This window comes from Salinispora sp. H7-4 (assembly GCF_013416675.1).
GTDB lineage: Bacteria > Actinomycetota > Actinomycetes > Mycobacteriales > Micromonosporaceae > Micromonospora > Micromonospora vitiensis.
Window position 1 is genome coordinate 18896 of the sequence record NZ_JABZED010000019.1, and the last position, 20649, is coordinate 39544.

Sequence of the window (20649 nt, forward strand, 5' to 3'; positions counted from 1 at the left end):
AGCCCGGTGGTTGTGGGGTTCTCGTCCCGGTCTAACTATTAGATCAGTTGATCTTTACGTCATGCTGACCCGACGCTGATCCGGTCCGGCCCACGCCCCACTTACTGATCCGGCACGCAGGACGATCCGGTCTGCCCGTGCCAAGGCCGCACGGTCAGGCCGGCCTGGTCGGGCGGTCAGCGGGCTGATTGCGGCGTCCGGGGTAGGAATTGGACCAAGGTTGCCACCAGGACCCCGACCACCGCGATGAACACGAGGCTGGCACTGAAGGCGTCCCGGAACGGATCGCCGCCGGTGCGCGACAGCGTCCCGTAGAAGATGATGCCAATGATCGCAACACCGAAGGCATTGCCGGCCCAGATTCCGGTACTCAGCACGCCGGAGGCCGCGCCGGCGTGCTGCGGGTCGATGCGCGACAGCACCGTCGACGCGAGCGGCGCCACGGCCAGCCCCTGTCCGGCACCGTCAATAACCAGCGCGGGGACCAGCCACCAGATGCTGCCCTCGCCCGCCGGCCCGGCCAGCGCCGCGATCATCAACACCGCAGCGGTGGTACGCAGCAGGGCGCCAAGGGCGATCACCTGACGCCCGAGCCGCATCGCCACCCGCTGGGCGATCAACGACGTGGCCATGTAGCCGCCGCCGATGGCGATGAACAGGACGCCCGCCTGCAGCGCGCTGAATCCTCGGCCGTTCTGCACGTAGACGGCGAAGACGAGGAAGAACGACGCCTGCCCGAAATAGAAGAACAACTGGGTGAGCAGTCCAGCGGAGAACGCCCGGTCGTGAAACAGCCCCGGGTGCACCAACGGCGCGGCGCGGCGCCCGGCCACGGCCCGCTCCCGCACCATGAAGGCGGCGAAGAGCATCAGCGCGGCGGCCAGGCACCACCAGGCCCAGAGCGGCCAGCCGCGCTCGCGGCCCTCGATCAACGGCAGCACCATCGCGCCCATCGCCAGCGAGATCAGGATCATGCCGGGAAGGTCGAGCACCGGCCGGCCGGTGGCGCGCGACTCGGGTACCCGGCGCGGCACCAGGACCAGCGCCGCGACGCCGATCGGCACATTGATCAGGAACACGCTGCGCCAGCCGAGGCCCATCGGGTCGGCCCAGATCAGCACACCACCGATGAGCTGGCCGAAGAGCGCCGCGATGCCCATCGTGAAGCCGTACGCGGTGAACGCGCGGGCGCGCGGTGCGCCGGTGAGTGTCGCGCTGACGATGCTGAGCACCTGCGGCGTCATGATGGCAGCGGCGAGCCCTTGTGCGACCCGGCCGGCAATCAGGGATCCGGCGTTCGGCGCCACCCCGCACACCGCCGACGCCACAGTGAACAACAGGATGCCCGCGCTGAACATGCGGCGGCGGCCGAAGATGTCACCAAGGCGGCCACCGACGATCAGCAGACCGGCGTATCCAAGGGCATAGCCGGCGATGGTCAACTGCACGGTCGCCGACGTGGCGGAAAGATCCCGTTGAATCGATGGTATGGCGACGCTGACGATAAAGAAGTCGAGGACGCTGAGGAATATGCCGATCATCAGCACGAGGACCATGCCTGGGTGATCGGCTGGGCCCGAGGCGGGGGCATCCGTGCGCGGAGCCGGCGGTGTCGTGCCGCCACCGGCGTCGACCGGGCGTGCGTGAGTCGCCATCATTACTCCTGGAAGAGGTGCCATCACCAGCTGTACTGATACTCTGCGACGGAGATGGCGGCGGGCAATAGCCTCAGAGGTCGCGAACGAGCGGTGCGGCTACGGCGGGTCGGAACGGCCTGTCGCCGCCGGACCTCGCGATCAAGGCGTTCTATCCGCAGGATCGGCTCATCGCGCTGGCGCTGAACGCCTAGCCAGCCTGGTCCAGCCGCACGTCGCTTCTCGACAGTATCGTCGGGCTCGGCGCCGACTACGTGACCATGGGAGCCGGCGCCGATTCCACACGACCCACTCGTCACACCGATGGCTTCTTCATAGCAAACTGATAGTCCACCCGGATGCGACCCGACTCGTCCAGGACGACGAAATCCTCACCGAAGGTGTCCACCTCTCCGGTCGCGCTGGAAACCATCACCCAACGGAAGCGCATCCCGCCGTGGTGGCCGTACGCGTCGTTCTGGTAGCGGAAGCAGAAGCCCTTGCCGTAGTACTCGTCATGGGCCCGCCCCACCACGAACGGCATCATCCCGCGTCCGGAGACGACGAACAGCCGGTTGTAGTAGGTACAGTCCTCCGCCCACAGCTCCTCGACCAGCTTCTTGCGTGTCTCGGGGTCGGGCTCGTTCCAGGAGGCGATGTAGCGCTCAGCGATGTCGTTGTAGTCGAAGTTGTCCGCCATCGTGCTGCTCCCTCGGGTTGGCCGGCTCAGATCGCCGGCGGGCGGAGACCGAACTGGTAGTCCGCGACGATCTGCCCGGAGCCGTCGAGGATCAGGAACTCCTCGCCGAACGTGTCGACCTCCCCGGTGGACCGGGCGGCGAGGACCCAGCCGAACTTCACCCCGCCGTGGTGGCCGTACGCGTCGTTGCGGGACTTGAACGCGAACCCTTTTGCGCTGTATTCGCGGTACGCGGTGGAGACCGCAGCCTCCACCATGTCCCGCCCCTGGCAGACGAAGAGCCGGTTGTAGTAGGTACCGTCCTCGGCCCACAGCTCGTCGATCATCTTGCGGCGGACGTCGGGCTCCGGCTCGTTCCAGGTGGCGATGTACCGGTCAACGAGTGCGTTGAGGCTTCGCTGCGACATGATCGCTCCGTTCTGGCGGGTCACGGCCCGCCGGTTAGTGACCGGGTGTCGAGGTGGGCGCCGCGAGCCGGCGCAGGTGCCGGGTCAGGTCGGCGGTGATCGGCAGCGCCGCGGTGTAGATGAAGAAGTGGCCGCCGGGGAAGGCCGAATTGCCGAGGTACTCGGGGCTCCGGCCGGTCCAGGACTCAGGGGCGTCGGCGCTCAGCAGCGGGTCGTCGCGCCCGGTGTAGCTGACTACGGGGCACGGCACGGGGGCGCCGTCGTCGACGTACCGGGCAAAGGCAGTAAGGTCGGCCCGGGTGGGCGGTATCGTCAGCTCCAGCAGCTCCGGGTCCTGGTAGATCACCGGTGGCAGCGAGCCGAGACTCACGATCCAGGACACCAGCTCGGGCTGGGGCAGTTGCACCTGCTCGAGGGTCGGCACCGAGAACCCCTCCGGGGTCCATCCGGCCGAGGCGACCAGGATCGGCCTCGTTCCGTACTCGGCGGCGAGCAGCACCGCCACCCGGTACGCCAGCAGCCCGCCCATCGAGTGCCCGAACAGCGCGAAGGGTCGCCCGTCCAGCTCTGCGGCGATCGCCTCGCCGAGCGCCTCTGTCAGTGGGCCGAGGTCGGTCAGCAGCGGCTCGTCGCGGCGGTCGAGCCGGCCAGGCGGCTGTACGGCCTGCGCCGCGATGTCCGCCGGGAACAGCGGCAGCCAATCGCGAAACATTCCGGCGTTGCCGCCCGCATACGGCAGGAGGAACAACCGCACGGCAGCCTCGGCGGGCACTCCCTCGGGTTGGAACCAGCGGTTGACTATCGCGCGACGCTGGATCATCGGACCTCCTTCGTCGTCGCGGAAGCCGCGACCGGACGTCGGTCGTGCCGCGGCGCCGCGGTTCAGGTGGTGGTGTCGGTGACGAGTAACCCGTCGAGGTACTCCGCCAGCGCCTCAGCCGTGGGGTACTGCAGTGCCACGGACGCCGGCAGCGGCACGCCGAACGCGGACTCCAAGGCGTTCTTCAGCTCGACGCCCACCAGTGAGTCCAGACCCAGCCGGACGAACTCGACAGTGGAGTCGACGGCATCGACGTCGTCGAAGTGCAGCACGGCGGCCACCTTCGCCCGCACGTACTGGTCGATGCGCGCCAGGCGCTGCTCGCTCGGGGCGGCCAGCAGTGCGGCCACGTCGAGCCCGACCGCGGCAGCGTCACCGGTGTCGTCGCGCAGCCGCTGGTAGAGGGCGTTGGCGACCGGCTTGGCGGCGATGAACCGGTCCCAGTCGCACTCGCCGACCACGGCTTGCCCGGTCGGCTTACGCAGCAGGTCACGCAGCGCCCGCATGCCGACGGCCGGTGTGGTCAACACGATGCCTTCGTCGGACCACCGCCTGATCAGCTGATCGGAGAGGCGGGCCGACATGCCGACCTCGCCCCACGGTCCCCAGTTGACGGTGAACGCGCCCTGCCCGGCGGCGCAGCGGCGCAGCAGCAGGTCGTCGAGGAATGCGTTGGCTGCCGAGTAGTTGAACTGCCCCGGCGTGCCGACAATCGGCGCCGCCGACGAGTACCCGATCAGGAAGGCCAGCTCGGGCAGGTCCCGGGCCGCCTGGTGCAGCAGCCAGGTGCCGTACACCTTGGGGCGGAACACCTCGTCGATCGACTCCCAGGTCTGGGCAGCGACCGGCGCGTCACGCAGCATGCCCGCCGAGTGCACGATGCCGCCGATCGGGTGCGGCCTGCGACCGATCTCGGCCAGGATCCGGGTCAGGTCGGCCGGCTCGGCCACGTCACCGCGGTGCACGGTCACCTCTCCGGTGGCGCGCAGCCGCTCGAACAGCTCCGCCACGTCCGGTGCGGGGGCGCCGCTGCGCCCGATCAGGGCGATGTGCCGGGCCCCGGCGGCGACCAACTCGTTGGCAGTCACCAGACCGAGGGCACCGAGCCCACCGGTGACCACGTACGTGCGGTCGGGTCGGATCGGAATCTCCGGCCGGGCCGGCTCCGGCGCGAGGTCGACGACCAGTTTGCCGATGTTCTGACCCCGGCTGAGCACCCCGAACGCCTCTTCCAGCTCATCGAGGGTGTAGGTGGTGGTGCGAATCGGGGTCAGAACCCCTGCGGCGAGCCGATCGGCGATGATCCGCAGCGTCTCGCCGGTGACCCGGACAGCGTCGTCCCACGGCAGCTCGCTGAGGTCGAAGTTGTGGTAGCGGAGGTCGGGACGCACCTCGCCAGCCTGTTCTGGGGTCCAGGCACCGACCTTGCCCATCTCGATGAACCGGCCGCCCGGCGCCAGGCAGGACATGCTGACCGGGATGTAGTCCTTGTTCAGGCTGTTGAGCACGATGTCCACGCCGGCGCCGTCGGTGACCCGCATCAGCTCGTCGGCGAAGTCCAAGGTGCGCGAGTTCATCACATGCCGGACACCCTGTGCGGTCAGCACCTGCCACTTGTGCGGGCTGGCGGTGGCGTACACCTCCGCGCCGGCCGCCTTGGCAAGCTGGACGGCTGCCTGGCCCACCCCGCCGGCGGCGGCATGGATCAGGACCCGGTCGCCGGCCTTGATGGTGGCGAGTGTGTGCAGAGCGTAGTGGGCGGTCACGTACACCGCTGCCACGCCGGCCGCCTCGAGCATGCTCAGGTTGGGCGGCTTACGCACCGCGACCGCCGAGGGCACCACGATCCGGCGCCGCATGCAGCCGAGGTAGTTGACGATCACCTCGTCGCCGACCTGGTGGGTGGCGTCGGGGCCGGCGGCCACGACCGTGCCGGCCGCCTCGAAACCGAGTGGCTGTTCGCCGTAGGCGCGCAGCATCCCCAGGGCGTTCAACACGTCCTTGAAGTTCAGGCCGGCGGCGCGCACCAGAACCTCGACCTGGTCGCCCTCAGGGGCGACAACCGGCGCCGGGATGACCCGCAGGTTGCCGAACTGCCCGTACTCGCGAATGGTGACGGCCCAGTTGTCCTCGGGGTCCGCGCCCGTGTTCAGCGGCAGCGGGAGCAACCGGCGTACGTGCCGGTGCCCGTCGCGGTACGCCACCTGGAACTCGCCGCCGACCGAGGCCGCGATCTCCTCGAGTAGCTGCCGGTAGCCGGTCCTGTCGCCGGGCACATCCACCAGGGTGGTCCGGTACGAGGGGTGTTCGTTGAGCAGCGTGTGCCCGGCTCCCCACAGGCTGGCGGCCGCAACCGGCCGATCATCGGTGGTGGCGTCTCCGGGCAGCAGTTGGGCCCCCGCGGTGACCAGCCACAACCGCTGCTGCCGGCCGAAGCCGGCGTCGCCGAGCGACCGGATCAGGTCGAGCAGAGCCGTGTAGTTCGCCTCGCACTCCGCGCGCAGGGACGCGACGGCTACTTCGCCGGTCGGCGTGCCGGTTCGCCCGGCCGGCGTCCAGAACCAGCACACGTCGGTGACCCCGCCGGCGGCGACCATCCCGGCGGCCTCGGCGGCGTCGGCTGCGGTAACCACACGAGCCGACTCCACCGCCTGCTCGCCCAGCTCGGACGCCACCGGTCCCGGCGCACCGACCAGTAGCACAGTATGCGGCTGCGGCGTAGCGGCCGGCGGCAGGGACCGCTTCAGCCACCGCTGCTGGTGGGCGATGCCGCGCCGCCGGCTGCCGGCGGCGCCTTCCACCCGCTTCATGCCGAGGCCGCGCAGCTCGAACACCGGCTGGTCAGCTTCCAGCGCCAGCAGGTCGATCGCGCGGTCCAGGCCAGCCGGCGGCGTGGGATCGATGCGCATCAGCACCCGCAGCGCGTCGGCCTTAGGCTTCTTGAACATGCCGAACGCCGCGTAGCTCACCGGCAGGTAGCTGTTGCCGTCGTCGCCGATCGCGGCGTACGCGTGGGTGGCACTGTCAGTCAGGTATGGCGGAATGTGCTCCACCGCGCCGGCCCGAACGCCGCGCACCTCGCCGACGGCGAGGTCGGTGCCGTGCCGGGCAGCCTGCTGGGTGCGGCGGAACCTGGGCCCGTACTCCAACCCGGCGGCGGCGTACGCGGCGTAGACGGCGTCCTCGCCGAGCACCTCGTCGGGCTCGCCGAGGGCGGCTGCCAGCTCCCGCAGCGCCGCGCCGGTCTCCGTCGGCGTGTGCGACGGGTGCCGGGCGATGCGGGCCCGCACATGCACCCGTTCGACGCCGTCGGCGTGGCTGGTGATCTCGGTGATGTGGTCCTCGCCGTCCTCGGTCGCCGGACGGAAGCGGATCCGCACCTGCACCGGTTCGTCGTCCAGGAACAGCGGCTCCGCGATCCGCACGTCGCGAATCTCGTGCCCGGTCCGGCCGAGGACCGCGTCCTGCAGCGCGAGAAGCACCTCCAGGTAGCCGGTGCCGGGAAACACCACGCGACCCATCACCACGTGATCGGCAAGGTAGCCCGGCGACGTGGCACTCCACCGGGCCCGGAACTCGCGCATCCCGTCGCCGCCCTCGGCCTCGGCGCCGAGTAGCGGGTGGTGAACGGTTCCGTCACCGGACGCGCCGCCAAGGCCGTGCCGCGGTCCCTTGATCGGCAACCAGTACCGCTTGCGGTCGAACGGGTACGTCGGCAGGTCGATCTTGCCTCGCTCCCTGCCGGCGTGGAAACCGGTCCACGAGATGGTGGCGCCGGCCCGGTAGAGCGCAGCCACCGACCCGCGGATGACGTCACCGTGCTCGTCGTGGCGGTCCAGGCTGGCCAACCACCGGTGGTTCTCCGGCGTCAGGCACTGCCGGGCGAGACCCATCAAGGCGTTGGACGGACCGATCTCGACGAAGTTGTGGTTGCCCCGCCGCTCGACACTGCGCATGCCGGCCAGGAAGTTGACCGGCTCGCCGATATGCCGCACCCAGTACTCGGGGTCGGCCAGCTCGCTGAGCCGGGCCGGCCTGCCGGTCAGGTTCGACACGACCGTCATGCTCGGCTCGTGGAACTCGATGTCGGCCAGCGCTGCGCGGAACTCGTCGAACACCTCCCGCATCAACGGCGAATGGAAGGCATGCGAGACGGCGAGGGTGGTGACCTTGCGGCCCTGTGCGGTCAGCGCGGCCGTCACGTCGGCGAGCGTGTCCGCGGCGCCGGAGATGACTGTCTGGCTCGGCGAGTTGATACCGGCGACCGCCAGATCGTCGTGGCTGGCCAGCAGGTCGGTCAGCTCCTCGGCGGCGCAGTTCACCGCGGCCATGCCGCCCGGCGCGGCGACCGCCTGCATCAGTCGGCCACGGGCGGCGACCAGACGCACCGCGTCCGTCAGGCTGAACAGGCCGGCGAACGTGGCCGCCGCCACCTCGCCAATGCTGTGTCCGATGAGCACGTTGGGCCGGACTCCCCACGACAACCACAGCTGCGCGAGCGCGTACTCCAGGCTGAAGAGCGCGGCCTGTGTGTAGCGGGTCTGTTGCAGGTCCTCGGCGCTGCTCTCCGGTCCGGACATCAGCCCGACGACCGAGCGGCCCAGTTCGGGGGCGAACAGCCGGTCGCACGCGTCGAGGTGCTCGCGGAAGACCGGGAACTGCCGGTGGAGCGCCGCTCCCATGCCCGGGTACTGCGAGCCCTGCCCGGTGAAGAGGAACGCCACCTTGCGGATCTTCTCGGTGGGGGTGGCCTTGCCGGTTCGCTCGATCTGCGTTGCGAGGAACGCGTCGAGCTGTTCGCGGTCGCGCACAACTCCGGCGGCCCGCAGCGGGAAGTGGGAGCGGCCCACAGTCGCGGTGTAGCAGAGCTCGTCGAGGCGCGTTTCGGGATGCGCGGCGAGGTATTCCCGGTACCGGCTCAGCAGCTGCGTCAGCGACTGACGGCTCTTGGCCGAGACCACAACGACATGGTTGCCGGCCAGCTCCACCGGAGGCTCGACGGTGACCGGCGGTGCCTCCTCCAGCACCGCGCTGGCGATGGCACCGCCGAAGCCGAAGCTGTTGACCAGCGCCCGCCGGACCGGAGCCGGCCAGGGCCCGCCCTCGGTCGGGACGTGCACCGGGATCTGGTCCCACGGGATGCGCCCGGAGGGCTTGGTCATGTTGAGGTGGGGGAAGAAACGCTTCTCCCGCATCTGCAGCACGCTCTTGACCACGCCACCGATGCCGGCAACCGGTTCCATGTGCCCGACATTGGTCTTCACCGACGACACCACCAACGGCGCGTCCTTGGTGTGATGTGCGCCGAAGACGTCGGTGATGGCGCCCATCTCGATCGGATCGCCGAGCGCGGTGCCGGTGCCATGGGCCTCCACGTACTGGATGTCGCCCGGCGTCAACCCGGCATTGCGCAGCGCGGCGCGCATCACGGCCTCCTGCGCGTTGCCGTTGGGCACGGTCAGGCCGGCGCTCTCGCCGTCCTGACCGATGGCGGTGCTGCGGATGAGCGCAAGGATGGGATCGCCGTCGCGCTGGGCGTCGGACAGCCGCTTGAGTACCAGCGCGCCGCAGCCCTCGGCACGCACGTACCCGTCTGCGGAGTCGTCGAAGGTCTTGCACTGCCCGTCGGGGGCCAGCATGTTGCCGTGGGTGAACATCACCGGGATCTTGGGGTGGTGGATCGCACAGACCGCTGCGGCCACCGCGATCGGGCACTCGCCACCACGCAGACCCTCCACGGCCAGGTGCAGGGCGGTCAGCGAGGACGCGCAGGCGGTGTCGGTGCTCAGGCTCGGCCCGCGCCAGCCCAGGAAATACGACAGCCGGCCGGCCATCGGGAAGAAGCTGATGCCGGCGGCCAGGTGCCCGTCGACCTCCTCGTAGGGCAGCGAGTCCAGCTCAAGGGCGTAGTCGAAGGAGCTGGCGCCGACGTAGACGCCGCCGCTGCTGTGCCGCAGGGCGGCGGGATCGAGGTTGGCGCTCTCCAGCGCCTCCCAGGTGACCTCGAGCAGCATCCGCTGCTGGGGGTCGACGTACTGCGCCTCCAGCGGGGAGATCCCAAAGAACGGCGCGTCGAACTGATCGATCTGGTCGAGGAAGCCGAACCCCGCCGCCCCGATCTTGCCCTTGGCGTCGGGGTCATCGGACCGGAACGCCTCCACATCCCACCGTTCCTCAGGCACCGGGCGAATGCCGTTGCCGCCGCGGGCGAGGAACGCCGCGAACTGGTCCAGCGACTCGTTGCTGCCCGGGAACCGGATGCCGGCTCCGATGATGGCGATCGGCTCACGACGCGCGCCAGGATCGGCACCCGGGTCCCGGACCGCCTTCGGCTGCGTGTCAGAATTGGTGGACACGGCGCCGCCTCCTTACCTTCTGTGCTATGTGGCCGACAGCCGCAGGAGGTCGTCGGCTAGGTAGTTGACGAACTGCTTGAGCGTTGGCCGGTTGAACACAACGGTGGCGCTGATGGGGCAACCGAGCAACGTTTCGAGCTGTTCTTTCACATCAGCGATGATGAGCGACGTGCAGCCCAGGTCAAAAAAGCTGGTTTCCGCTGGAAATTCTTCGCCCTCCTCCATAAGAAGCGTGGCGCGGAACTGCTCCGTGACGATCATCTCGAGAGCTTCGCGGCGCTCGTGTCGAGGCAGCTCCCGCAACTCCAGCACCGTTTCCGGGGTCATTAAGGCTCTCCCATTTACCGGCTACGTGCCCGCGTCGCCCCCGTCGCGGTTGTGGTCTATCAGCAAGTCAAGCAGTTGCCGCTGACCGCCGATTGACGATCGGCTGATACGGCGGCGAGGCCCCAATCAGTCGCGGATCAGCATCGGGTCAGCGGCGGATGCGAAGGTGGCACCAACCGTCCGCGTTCGGTATTTCCGCCCCGAATGGGCGCAGCCGGCAGGCACCCTTGCCTTCTCGCGGACGGGGTGAATCGGTTGGTCTATTGCCGGAGGGTGACGTGAGGATAACGCTGTTCGAGCAGGCACCGTACCGCTATCTCCCGGCGGATTTCGAGGAGCGGTTCGACTCGGTCTGCGACACGCCGTACGCGCTGGTCGATCCCTGCCGCATGTACGAGTCGATGCGCTCGTTTCTGGACGAGCTGATGGTCGGGGCCCGTTCCGGTTTCGACGCGCTCCTGGTTACCGAGCACGGCCAGAGCGCCTACGACGTGATGCCCAATCCCGACGTCGTCGCCGGTGCGCTGGCGTACGCCACCGAGTTGGAGGGGCTCAACGTCGGGATCATGCCGCTGGGCCGCACGTTGGGTAAGACCCACGAGCCGGTCCGGGTGGCCGAGGAGTATGCGCAGCTCGACGTGATGAGCGGTGGCCGACTGATCGCGGGCTTTCCGGTCGGCCTGGGCTACGACGTGACGATCAACAACGGCGTGCCACCCATCGAGGCGCGGGGACGGTACGAGGAGAACCTCGACCTGGTGCTGCGCGCCTGGAGCGACCCGGCGCCGTTTCCGTGGAACGGTCGGTACAGCCGCTATCCCCAGGTCAACATTTGGCCGCGGCCGTTGCAGTCGCGTCCGCCGCTGTGGGTCACCGGCATCGGCAACCCGCGTACCATGCAGATGACGCTCGACCGGGACTTCGGCTTCAACTACTTCGGCTTCTCCGGCGCCAAACTGACCGGCAGGCGCATTTTTCCCCGGTTCTGGGAGCTGGTCGAGCGCTCCGGCCTCCCGGCCAACCCGTATCGGGTGGGCTTCCTACAGACCATCGCGGTAGCCGACACCGACGCCGAGGCGGACCGCCGGTACGCCGAGCACGCCGAGTACGCATTCCGCAAGGGCCTTGGCTCGATCCCTGGCCACCTGCTCGGTATCCCCGGCGGGATTGACATTCAGGGCCTGCGGGCGGTTTTCGCCGACCCCGGTGACGTCGGCATGTCGCGGCAGATGCGTGGGGCGTCCTACCGGGAGCTCGTTGCGGCCGGGGCGGTGATCGCCGGCAGCCCGGAGACCGTGGCGGAGCAGCTGTTCGCGTTCTGCCGGGAGCACCGGATCGGCAACCTGCACGCCATGCTCGGCTTCGGCTCGCTCCCCACCGAGCTGGTCCGCGAGAACATCCAGCTGTTCGCCGAGGCGGTCGCGCCGCGACTTCGTCACCTGTGGAGCGACACGGACTACGCCCACCACTGGTGGCCCGAGCGCCTGGGTGGCAGCCCCACCACGACGATCGCCGCACCCGCGCCCCGATCAGACAACCAGAACGAGAGGACCGTCGCATGAGCACCAGCTTGCCTTCGGTACGCCGCGAGGCGGTTACCGTCCTCGGCGGCCGGCTCACGGTCGAGGTGCAGATCGCCGGCGCCGGTGCGCCCCTGGTCTACCTGCACCAGGCCGGGGGCTTCGGTTGGGATCCACTGCTGCGGCACCTGACCGAGCGGTACACCGTGTACGTACCGGAGTTCCCCGGAACCAGTCCCGACGACCCGTACGCCATCCGGCAGGTAGCGGACTGGTCGGACCTGGTGCTGGCCTACCAGGAGGTGATCGGGCAGCTCGGGTTGCAGCGCCCGGTACTGGTCGGGGCCTCGTTCGGCGGGATGCTCGCCGCTGACCTGGCGGCGCACTTCCCCGACCTGCCGGGCCGGGTGGTGCTGCTGGCTCCACTCGGGTTGTGGCTCGACGACGCCCCCGTCGTCAACTGGAACGCGGTAGCCCCGGACAAGCTGCCGGCGCTGCTGTTTCACCGTCTCTCCAGCGACCTGGTCAGGACGGTCCTGCAGCTGCCCACCGATCCAGAGCAGATGCGCGCCAGGATGGTTGCCCAAATCTGGGCCTACGGTTGCAGCGGCAAGTTCGTGTGGCCGTTCCCGGAGCATGGGCTGCGCCGTCGGCTGCACCGGGTCACCGTCCCCGTGCTGCTCGTTTGGGGACGTCAGGACCGCATCGTTGACGTCCGGTACGCCAAGGAGTTCGCCGCGGTGGTCGGTGACTGCACGACAGCGGTGCTGGCGGAGTGCGGACATCTGATCCAGCTCGACCAGCCGCAGCTCACCATGGCGACGCTGGACAGTTTCCTCGCCTGAGCCTACCGTGGCGTCGCCACCGCCTACGGGTGCAGGATCTCGGTCACGGTGGCCGCGACGCGCGCGGCGGTGTCGTCGACGTCCGCCGCGGTGGTCTGCCACGAGCTCACCGAGATCCGCATCGCGGCAGAGCCCTGCCACATCGTGCCGCCGAACCAGCAGTCGCCGGAGTCTTGCAGCTGCCGGATGACGGTTCGGGTGACCTCATCGTCGTCACCGAAGCGCACCAGTACCTGATTGAGCGGGCCGTCGTTGAGGACCCGCACGCCCGGGACGTCGCGCAGGTGGTCGGCGAAGCGTCGGGCCAGTGCGCAGCACCGCTCGACCTGCTCGGCGACCCCGCTCCGGCCGAGCGTGCGCAGCGTCGCCCATACCGGCAGGCTGCGGGCCCGACGGGAGAAGTCCGGCACCCATTCGATCGGATCACGTTCACCAGGTGCGGGGCCCGGAAGGTAGCCAGGCCGTACGGTGAGCATCGCGGCGCGATGGGCATCCGGGTTCGCCACGAAGACGAGTCCGCAGTCGTACGGCACGTTCAGCAGCTTGTGCGCGTCGGAGGCCCAGGAGTCCGCGTGTTCCAGCCCGGCGACCAGGTGGCGCAGTTGGGGGCTGGCGGCCGCCCACAGCCCGAACGCGCCGTCCACGTGAACCCAGGCGCCGTGCTCATGAGAGATGTCGCAGACCGCGCCAACCGGGTCGACGGCCCCGGTGTTCACATCACCGATCTGGGTGCAGACAATCGTCGGGCCCTCGCAGTCGCGCAGGATCTCCGGCAGCCGGTCGACGAGCATCCGGCCGTGAGCGTCGGTGGGCACGAGCCGGGTGTTGGCCACTCCGAAGCCCAGGTAGCGCAGCGCCAGGTCGACGGTGAGGTGGCGCTGTGCCGAGGCGACCACGTTGACCAGCGGCGCGCTCTGGAGACCGTCGCGTTCCACGTCCCAGCCGACCTCTTCCAGCACGTGGTGCCGGGCCGCCGCCAGCGCGGCGACGTGCGCCATGGCGCAGCCGGTCGGAAAACCGACGGAGGTACCGGGCGGCAGACCCAGCAGATCGACCAGCCACTCGGCGGTCACCTGCTCGGCGGTGGCCACGGCCGGGCCGAGGCCGTACACGCCACTGTTCTGATCCCAGGCGCTGACCAGCCAGTCGGTTGCGATGGACACCGGGTGGGTGCCGCCGACGACGAACCCGAAGAACCGGGGCCCGGAGCTGGCGACTACGCCGCCCTCCTCGGCCGCCTGGTTCAGCAGCGCGATCGTCTGCTCGGGCGGTGACGGGCCCTCGGGCATGGCGCCGCCGAGCAGCTGTACCAGCTGCTTCGGGCTGGCGGTCGCGCCGACGCGTCGGGTGGGCAGACTGTCCAGATAGGCGGTGGCGTAGCCGGCGGCGAGACCGAGCAGCCGATCATGCGCACTATTCATGCGCCCGACAATATCGACCGGTTCCTGATCGGACGCTGACCGAAATATTCCTCCGGCGGAGCACGCCGGCCCGCGGACCGATGTCAGTCGGTCGTCAGTATCGGGTCAGGACCAGTCTGCAAAGATTGTCTCAGCAAGGCGGCGGGAGATCCCACCAGCGGAGCCGGCCACCGCGCTGAAGGAGAGGTACCCAGAGCGGCCTAATGGGGTCCGGGTCACCGGAAGGGCTTCGGCCCACGCAGGTTCGAATCCTGCCCTCTCCGCACACGCAGCGAGCGCCCGGGTACGCCCGGGCGCTCGCTGCATTTCGACCCGATGGTGCTTTCGTCAAGACGGCGTCAGTCTTCGGTCAGCGCAGTTTGTCAGATTGAAATTGGCTCGAAACAAGCGGCTGGACGGTGCCTTTCGACATCAAGGAGTGTTACAGATGCGTTCTCTCACAGTGGCACGGGAAGTGTGCGAGCGGTTCCATCCCGGGTTGCTTGCGGCGTTGGAGCAGATGCCGCTTCACGAGCGCGAGGCTGAAGGCAGTCGAATCGTCGAGGTGTTCCGTGTGCACGGCGGTCCGGGGCTGCTGGTGCCCCAGCAGCACGGTGGGTCAGCCGCAGATCCCCTGGACGCGGTACGCGTACAGCGGGCGGTGTCGGCGTTGTCGCCGTCGCTCGGCGTGGGCCTGGCCATGCATCACTTCACCGTCGCCATGTTGTTCGCGCTCGCCGAGACTGCCGGGCGGCTGACCGACGCGCAGCTGAAGGTGCTCTCGGGCATCGCCAGCGACGGACTGCTACTCGCCTCCGGCTGGGCGGAGGGACGTACCGATCAGAACATCCTGCTGCCGTCGGTCGTGGCGCGGCCGACCGACGGCGGCTATCTGGTCAACGGCAGCAAGAAGCCGTGCAGCCTGTCGGCGTCGATGAACATCCTGACCGCCAGCGTTGCCCTCCCCGGACCGGACGGCCGGAACAACCTGGCCCTGCTGTTGATCCCTGCCGACTCGGCGGGCATCAGCACGACGCCCTTCTGGGTCAGCCCGATCCTCGCCGCCGCGCAGAGCCACGAGGTGCGGTTGGATAACGTCTTCGTCCCGCAGGAACTGGTCATCCAGAGCACCGCCGAGGACGAGAGCCGGCTCGACGACCTGCAGACCGTCGGCTTCACCTGGTTCGAGCTGCTGGCCACGTCCATCTATGTCGGTGCGGCTTCGCACCTGGTGGCACAGCTGGTGGCGACCGGTCGGGGCAGCGCCTCGGACCGGGTGGGGGTGGCCCTGCGCCTGGAGGCTGCGGTCGACCTGGTGGAAGGCGCTGCCCGGGCGCTGAAAGACGGGGTCACCGGCGACGAGGCGGTGGCGTCCGTGCTCGTGGCCCGGTACGCGGTGCAGGATCTGCTCACTGCCGCGGTCAATGACGCCGCCGAACTGCTGGGCGGGTTGACCTTCATGCGCACCTTCGACGTCGCGTACCTGATGTCTGCCGTACGGGCCCTGGCATTCCACCCGCCATCGCGCACCAGCACCGTCGAGGCGCTCGGTGACTACTTCGCCGGCGCTCCGCTCAATTTGTCGTAACCGCCCCTCGGGAAAGAGGACCACCATGGACCAGAAGAATCCGTACGAGTCGCCGCTGACGTTCCGTCTGCACCGTGCCGAATATCTGGTGGGCTTCGCGATCTCGATCGTGCTGATTCTCGTCCACTTCGACGAGATTCGTTGGATTCCCTTCCTCGTCTTGTTCGCGGTCATCGACCTGGTGGGCTACATCCCCGGGGCCATCGCGTTCCGCCGCAGCCCGGACGGGCGGATTTCGAAGGTCTACTACGTGCTGTACAACACGATGCACAGCCTGATTACCCAGACCGCCCTGGTCGGTCTGTGGCTGTGGCTGATCGGCCCGGAGTGGGCCCTGTTGGCGATCCCGTTCCACGTTTTCGGCGACCGCGGGGTGTTCGGTAACTTCCTCAAGCCGTTCGGCCGGCCCTTCGAGCCTGTCCCCAACGCCGCGTACGACCGGATCGTCGCGATGCTGCGGGCCCGCTCGGCCGGGACCAGCCGGGTGCCCGCCCCCGAGGAGCCGGTATCGGCCGGCAGTGTCGGGGCGGCGCGGTGACCGACCAGGCACCGGAGCGCGGTGCCGTCGCCGGCGGGGAGGTGGTGGATCTCGGGCCGCCGGCCCGCGCCGCGTTGCGCCGGTTGGCCTCGGGAGTGACGGTGCTGACGGTCCACCACGACGGCGCCGCGCACGGCGCGACGGTCAGCGCGATCGTCGCCGTCTCCCGCGATCCGCTGGTGCTCGGGGTCGCGCTGCGCGCCTCGTCGACGTTCACTGCCCTGACCGAGAAGGCTGGTGCCTTCTGCGTCAATGTGCTGGGCCGCTACCAGACGGACCTGGCCACTCACTTCGCCGATCCGCGGCGACCCACCGGCGACGCCCAGTTCCACAACCTGACCTGGCATCCGGATCCGCACACCGGGGCGCCGCTGATCGACGGGTGCCTGTCCCACCTGTCCTGCCGAGTCCGTGAACTGCACCCGGTGGGAGACCACGATGTGATCTTCGCTGATGTCGTGGAGGGCCGACACCACCGGGGCGAGCCGCTGCTGTCGTACGCCGGCCGCCTGTACCCCCACATCTCCGTGGCCCTGCCCCCGGGCTGACCGAGCCGACCAAGAGGAGCTGATCACTGTGACCGGTATGGTTGCCACCGAAGCGGACTTCGACCACGCGCCCGGCCTACTGGACGGTGCCGCCAACCTGGCCCTGACAGTGGAACGGTGCGACCTCGGCTACTGGTTCCGGGAGGTGGCCCAGGGAACCCTGCGCGGTCGGCCTCTCGGCTACTCCGGCGAGCTGGTCACCCCCGACTACCTGCGCGAGCCCGGCCCGCTCAGCGAGGCGCTTCGCCTGGAGCTGGCGTACCGCTCGCTGGATGAGGAGGCCGCGACCCGGGTTTTGGCCTACTACGTAACCACCGCCCCCGACATTCCCGAACTCGAGTTCTTCAGCACCCAGCTGCTGGACGAGGCCCGCCACCACATGATCTTCAGGAATCACCTGCTCAACGTGGGTGTGCCCAAAGGTGAGCTGATGGACTTCGTGCGCCGTACCGGCGCGGAATACCAGCGCAGGGTGCTGCGACCGGTGCAGGACTTCGCGATCACGCTCGTCCGGGACGAGGGGGACTTCGTCGGCGCGGTCGTCGCCTTCGCGGTCATCATCGAGGGGGTTCTGGCAGCCTCCACCGAACTCAGCGAACGCAAGTGGGGTGTGCTGGACCCGGTCGCGGGGGAGATCGCCCGGGGCGCCGCCATCGACGAGATTCGTCACCTGGCGGTCGGTAGCTCGTACGTACGGGACCACCTGATCAGGCACCCGGAGGATCGGGGGCACGTGCTCGAGGTGCTGCGCCGGGGCCGGCAACTGTGGGATCAGTTGGAGGACGAGGAGTTCGTCATGCACCGGGAACGGCTGTTCCAGGAGGGTATGCAGCCGCATGCCGAGGCGTTGCGCGACTACGAGCTCTTCCCGGGACGCCGGCTGATCGACACCACGCCGCAGGAGCGCTGGGAGCTGGCGGCGAAGTGGAACGACGACCTGGCCGACGCCCGGTTGAGGTTCATGGGCCTGCCGGAGGCGATCGATCTGCTGCGGGCCAAGGCTCCCCGGATTCTGTGAGGGTCGACCGAGCGGTCGATGAGGCCAGCGACGAGCGACCGGTGTTCGTACCCGCGCAGCGCGTCCCGGAGCAGCGTAAGGCCACCACCGTGTACACATTGATACGATGACCGCAGATCTTTATGGAGCGGTCCGCGCATCCGCGATGTGGGCGGGACCGACGTCGCCGATCTCCGGTCCGACGGTTGGGGTCGCGCTGATCGCCCCCTGAAGGCAACCAGTCCTGCGTCTGCGCCGAGTGAAATGTCGCGAGCGCGTTTAGCTGTTTCCGGTACGAAAGTGAGGAGCCGCATGGGTGCCGACGTGGGCTTCGCGATGTTCGATACGGCGATAGGTCGGTGCGCGATTGCGTGGTGCGGCGATCGCGTTGTGGGCACCCAGCTCCCCGAGACCAGCAGCGCCACAACCCGGCGGCGGATGCAGACCCGGTTTCCCCACACGCGGGAGGCCATTCCGCCGGCCGACATCGCCCGGGTGGTGAACGACCTGGTGGCCCTGCTGTCCGGGCAGCCGGGCGACCTCGGCGCCGTTTCGCTGGACCTCGACGGGCTGGCGCCGTTCCGCCGCCGGGTCTACGAGGCTGCGCGACGGATCCCGGCCGGCGACACCGTGACCTACGGGGCGCTGGCCCGCACCATCGGCGCACCCGGCTCCGCCCGTTCCGTGGGGCAGGCACTAGGACGCAACCCGTTCCCCCTCATCGTCCCGTGCCACCGGGTCGTCGCCGCAAATGGCCGGCCCGGCGGCTTCACGGCGGCGGGTGGGGTGGACATCAAACTGCGAATCCTGGACATCGAGAACGTTTCGTCCACCAACGCCGCACCGGCCAGGACCACCTCGGCCAGGAGCGCGCCGGACAAGACGCCGTCGAAGAAGAGGGCGCCGGTCACGACTGCGTCGGCGGCCGGCAGCGCCGCCGTCCCGTTGGCCGGCGTGGAGACACCCCCGGGTCGGCTCGGGTTCGACCCGGCGGCCGCGGTCGCGCGCCTGCGCCGCGCGGACCAGGTCCTCGCCGCGCAGATGCACCGGCTGGGGCCCTTCGACCTGCCGGTACGGCCGACCTTCTCGGTGTTCGACATGCTTGCCGAGGCGATCGTCCACCAGCAGTTGAGCACCAAGGCTGCAGCGACCATCTTTGGCCGGCTGCGCGCGCTCGGCGCGGGGGCCGACCGCCGGCCCACCCCGGCCCGGATTCTTCGTGCCAGCGAGGACGAGTTGCGAGCGGTCGGGCTGTCCCGGGCCAAGGTCCTCGCCTGCGCGACCTCGCCAACCGCGCCGACCGCCGAGCCCTACCCGGGCTTGACGAGCTTGCCGGGATGGACGACGACAGCATCGTCGCCCGGCTGACGGAGGTGCGCGGCATCGGGCGGTGGTCGGCGGAGATGTTCCTGATCTTCCGGCTTGGCCGCCCCGACGTCCTACCGCTGGCCGACCAGGGTCTGCGGCGCGGCGCCGGGCTGCTCTACGGGATAACTCCGATCCCCACTGCGGAGCAGGTAGCGGATCTGGGGGAGCGGTGGCGGCCGTACCGGACGGCGGCCAGCTGGTACCTGTGGCGGGCGGTCGAACTGGAGCGGAACCCGGCAGGCGGATGAGCCGCACCGGGCCCCTACGGAAGCCCTAGGACGACACGCCGGCGTCGTGGGAGCGGCGCATCAACTTCTCCAGTTCGGCGAGCACCTGGTCGGCCGTGGCACCCGCCGCACGGTCGTCCGGTGCGGCGGCGCAGGCCCCGAAGCACTCGGCGAGCCGCTCGCTGAGTGCCTCGATCTCGGCGTTGGACACGTTGACCTCCCTAATCATCGTGTTGGCGCCAGGGCTCACACCGCGTTGCAGGCGCGGAAGATCGCGACCAGGGCGGGGATACTCGCGCCGTGTTGGAAGCCGATGTACTCACCCGTGATGTGGCTGGGGGCCCACTTCTGCTTGTACGCCAGTTGGGTCTGTGCAGGGTAGACCGCCTCCCCGTGCTGCCACAGGTACCGCATGAACTGGTGGAAGGCGCGGCTGTAGTCACCGAACCGGGGCAGTCTCTCCAGCTCGGTGAAGGGCGTGAAGCCGAAGTGCAGCCAGTGCACGCCCTCGCCGATGAACGTGTCGATCGCCGCCCGGTTGATCGTCTCCATCGTGCCGGGAGGTGCGCCCGGCTGGCGGCGGGTCAGGTCGTGCAGCCATCCCTGGTGGGCGCCGTACACCGGTGAGTAGGTGATGTAGCCCATGAGTCGGTCGCCGACGGCCGCCACGAACAGCCGGCGCAGCGACTGGTGGCGGTCGCCGTACTGGCCCACCAGGAATTCCAGTGGCTTGGCATCCGCACCTTTGGTGCCCAGCCAGGCGGCGTCCAGCGCCTGCATCCGCTCGTACCAGTCCGCCAGCGGTGCCTCCCGGACCACGAGGCCGGTTCGATGGGCCCGAGAGATCTTGTTTCGGAGCTGCATGAACGCCGTCCCGCGCAGCGAGAACCGGGTCAGGTCGACGGCGAACGAGGCGCCCATCTGGTTGACCGTGAATCCGCCGGCCACGTAGTCGGGGGCGTCGGCGGCCTGGATCTGCACGGCGACCACCTCGCGATCGCGCTCGGCGGCGAACGCGACGAACGCGTTCAGCAGCTTGCCGCGGTCGCCCGGTGCGGCGAACGGGCCGGCGAACTGCACCAGGTACCGCCCCGCCTCGCGGTAGACGATGACGCCCGGGGTTCCCTCCGCGTGAAAGTACCGGTTACCCGAGTTCAACGCCAGGAATGCGCTCGGATTGTCTGACTCCGTATAGTTCTGGAGCGCTGCCAGGACGATATCGGATTCGCTGGGTGAACCGTTCATAATGTCGTCCCATCTGACGCGGTGGCCGATCCAGTTATTGCACAGGTGGGTGCTGCGGAACAAGGGTTACGCGTGTGCGAGTTTGGTCAGGCGGTCGTCAGTGTCCCGTCAGGATGACGAATGATAATG

15 protein-coding genes, 1 tRNA gene and 1 pseudogene are annotated in these 20649 nt (G+C 69.1%); 8 read left to right on the forward strand and 9 right to left on the reverse strand.

The features are described from left to right. Positions 1 to 176 precede the first annotated feature (176 nt). From H0524_RS12645 to H0524_RS12670, 6 genes are all read right to left on the reverse strand, one after another. Complete coding sequence (locus H0524_RS12645; protein WP_180198832.1) at positions 177 to 1556, reverse strand: MFS transporter; 1380 nt, start codon at positions 1554 to 1556, stop codon at positions 177 to 179. Positions 1557 to 1950: 394 nt separating this feature from the next. Then, a complete protein-coding gene (locus H0524_RS12650) occupies positions 1951 to 2334 on the reverse strand; it encodes a hypothetical protein (RefSeq protein ID WP_018719874.1) in 384 nt (127 codons plus the stop codon). Positions 2335 to 2360: 26 nt separating this feature from the next. Then, positions 2361 to 2741: a hypothetical protein gene (locus H0524_RS12655; RefSeq protein ID WP_026323001.1), complete on the reverse strand. Its 381-nt coding sequence runs from the start codon at positions 2739 to 2741 to the stop codon at positions 2361 to 2363. Between the two features lie 34 nt (positions 2742 to 2775). Beyond that, positions 2776 to 3561 carry a thioesterase II family protein gene (locus H0524_RS12660; protein ID WP_180198833.1) on the reverse strand — a complete coding sequence of 262 codons (786 nt, stop codon included), beginning with the start codon at positions 3559 to 3561 and terminating at the stop codon, positions 2776 to 2778. A 62-nt stretch (positions 3562 to 3623) separates the two neighbouring features. Next, positions 3624 to 9917, reverse strand: a complete 6294-nt coding sequence (locus tag H0524_RS12665) for a type I polyketide synthase (protein ID WP_180198834.1) — start codon at positions 9915 to 9917, stop codon at positions 3624 to 3626. 24 nt (positions 9918 to 9941) lie between these two features. Beyond that, positions 9942 to 10244, reverse strand: coding sequence for an acyl carrier protein (locus H0524_RS12670; RefSeq protein WP_180198835.1), 303 nt, complete (start codon positions 10242 to 10244; stop codon positions 9942 to 9944). Positions 10245 to 10522: 278 nt separating this feature from the next. On the opposite strand from H0524_RS12670, the gene H0524_RS12675 reads away from it, so the two are divergent. Beyond that, entirely contained in the window at positions 10523 to 11806 is a 1284-nt protein-coding gene (locus H0524_RS12675; RefSeq protein ID WP_180198836.1) for an LLM class flavin-dependent oxidoreductase, read from the forward strand. Beyond that, positions 11803 to 12609: an alpha/beta fold hydrolase gene (locus tag H0524_RS12680; RefSeq protein ID WP_180198837.1), complete on the forward strand. Its 807-nt coding sequence runs from the start codon at positions 11803 to 11805 to the stop codon at positions 12607 to 12609. The genes H0524_RS12675 and H0524_RS12680 overlap by 4 nt, the downstream gene beginning before the upstream one ends. A gap of 23 nt (positions 12610 to 12632) precedes the next feature. Here H0524_RS12680 and H0524_RS12685 read toward each other — a convergent pair whose 3' ends face one another. After that, positions 12633 to 14030, reverse strand: coding sequence for a pyridoxal-dependent decarboxylase (locus H0524_RS12685; RefSeq protein WP_180198838.1), 1398 nt, complete (start codon positions 14028 to 14030; stop codon positions 12633 to 12635). Between the two features lie 180 nt (positions 14031 to 14210). On the opposite strand from H0524_RS12685, the gene H0524_RS12690 reads away from it, so the two are divergent. From H0524_RS12690 to H0524_RS12715, 6 genes and pseudogenes are all read left to right on the forward strand, one after another. After that, positions 14211 to 14293 (forward strand) — tRNA-OTHER (locus H0524_RS12690). 164 nt (positions 14294 to 14457) lie between these two features. Continuing rightward, on the forward strand, positions 14458 to 15597 hold the full coding sequence (locus tag H0524_RS12695) for an acyl-CoA dehydrogenase family protein (RefSeq protein WP_180198839.1): 1140 nt from the start codon (positions 14458 to 14460) through the stop codon (positions 15595 to 15597). A gap of 25 nt (positions 15598 to 15622) precedes the next feature. Further along, positions 15623 to 16135, forward strand: coding sequence for a hypothetical protein (locus H0524_RS12700; RefSeq protein ID WP_018728329.1), 513 nt, complete (start codon positions 15623 to 15625; stop codon positions 16133 to 16135). After that, positions 16132 to 16683 (forward strand): flavin reductase family protein, encoded by a 552-nt coding sequence (locus tag H0524_RS12705; RefSeq protein WP_018728330.1) that lies wholly within the window; start codon positions 16132 to 16134, stop codon positions 16681 to 16683. Before H0524_RS12700 ends, H0524_RS12705 begins: the two co-directional genes overlap by 4 nt. Positions 16684 to 16711: 28 nt before the next feature. After that, positions 16712 to 17701 (forward strand): VlmB-like protein, encoded by a 990-nt coding sequence (locus H0524_RS12710; protein ID WP_180198840.1) that lies wholly within the window; start codon positions 16712 to 16714, stop codon positions 17699 to 17701. Between the two features lie 291 nt (positions 17702 to 17992). Beyond that, positions 17993 to 19296 (forward strand): annotated as a pseudogene (locus tag H0524_RS12715) (methylated-DNA--[protein]-cysteine S-methyltransferase). Between the two features lie 25 nt (positions 19297 to 19321). Here H0524_RS12715 and H0524_RS12720 read toward each other — a convergent pair. Together H0524_RS12720 and H0524_RS12725 are read right to left on the reverse strand one after the other, a co-directional pair. Continuing rightward, positions 19322 to 19504 carry a hypothetical protein gene (locus H0524_RS12720; RefSeq protein ID WP_180198841.1) on the reverse strand — a complete coding sequence of 61 codons (183 nt, stop codon included), beginning with the start codon at positions 19502 to 19504 and terminating at the stop codon, positions 19322 to 19324. A gap of 17 nt (positions 19505 to 19521) precedes the next feature. Further along, positions 19522 to 20520, reverse strand: a complete 999-nt coding sequence (locus H0524_RS12725) for a bifunctional lysylphosphatidylglycerol flippase/synthetase MprF (RefSeq protein WP_180198842.1) — start codon at positions 20518 to 20520, stop codon at positions 19522 to 19524. Positions 20521 to 20649: the final 129 nt, after the last annotated feature.

Coding starts and splice junctions, on each gene's coding strand:
- H0524_RS12645 (WP_180198832.1), bottom strand. CDS start 1,556: ATGGTCCTCGTGCTGATGATCGGCATATTCCTCAGCGTCCTCGACTTC.
- H0524_RS12650 (WP_018719874.1), bottom strand. CDS start 2,334: ATGGCGGACAACTTCGACTACAACGACATCGCTGAGCGCTACATCGCC.
- H0524_RS12655 (WP_026323001.1), bottom strand. CDS start 2,741: ATGTCGCAGCGAAGCCTCAACGCACTCGTTGACCGGTACATCGCCACC.
- H0524_RS12660 (WP_180198833.1), bottom strand. CDS start 3,561: ATGATCCAGCGTCGCGCGATAGTCAACCGCTGGTTCCAACCCGAGGGA.
- H0524_RS12670 (WP_180198835.1), bottom strand. CDS start 10,244: ATGACCCCGGAAACGGTGCTGGAGTTGCGGGAGCTGCCTCGACACGAG.
- H0524_RS12680 (WP_180198837.1), top strand. CDS start 11,803: ATGAGCACCAGCTTGCCTTCGGTACGCCGCGAGGCGGTTACCGTCCTC.
- H0524_RS12685 (WP_180198838.1), bottom strand. CDS start 14,030: ATGAATAGTGCGCATGATCGGCTGCTCGGTCTCGCCGCCGGCTACGCC.
- H0524_RS12695 (WP_180198839.1), top strand. CDS start 14,458: ATGCGTTCTCTCACAGTGGCACGGGAAGTGTGCGAGCGGTTCCATCCC.
- H0524_RS12700 (WP_018728329.1), top strand. CDS start 15,623: ATGGACCAGAAGAATCCGTACGAGTCGCCGCTGACGTTCCGTCTGCAC.
- H0524_RS12720 (WP_180198841.1), bottom strand. CDS start 19,504: ATGATTAGGGAGGTCAACGTGTCCAACGCCGAGATCGAGGCACTCAGC.
- H0524_RS12725 (WP_180198842.1), bottom strand. CDS start 20,520: ATGAACGGTTCACCCAGCGAATCCGATATCGTCCTGGCAGCGCTCCAG.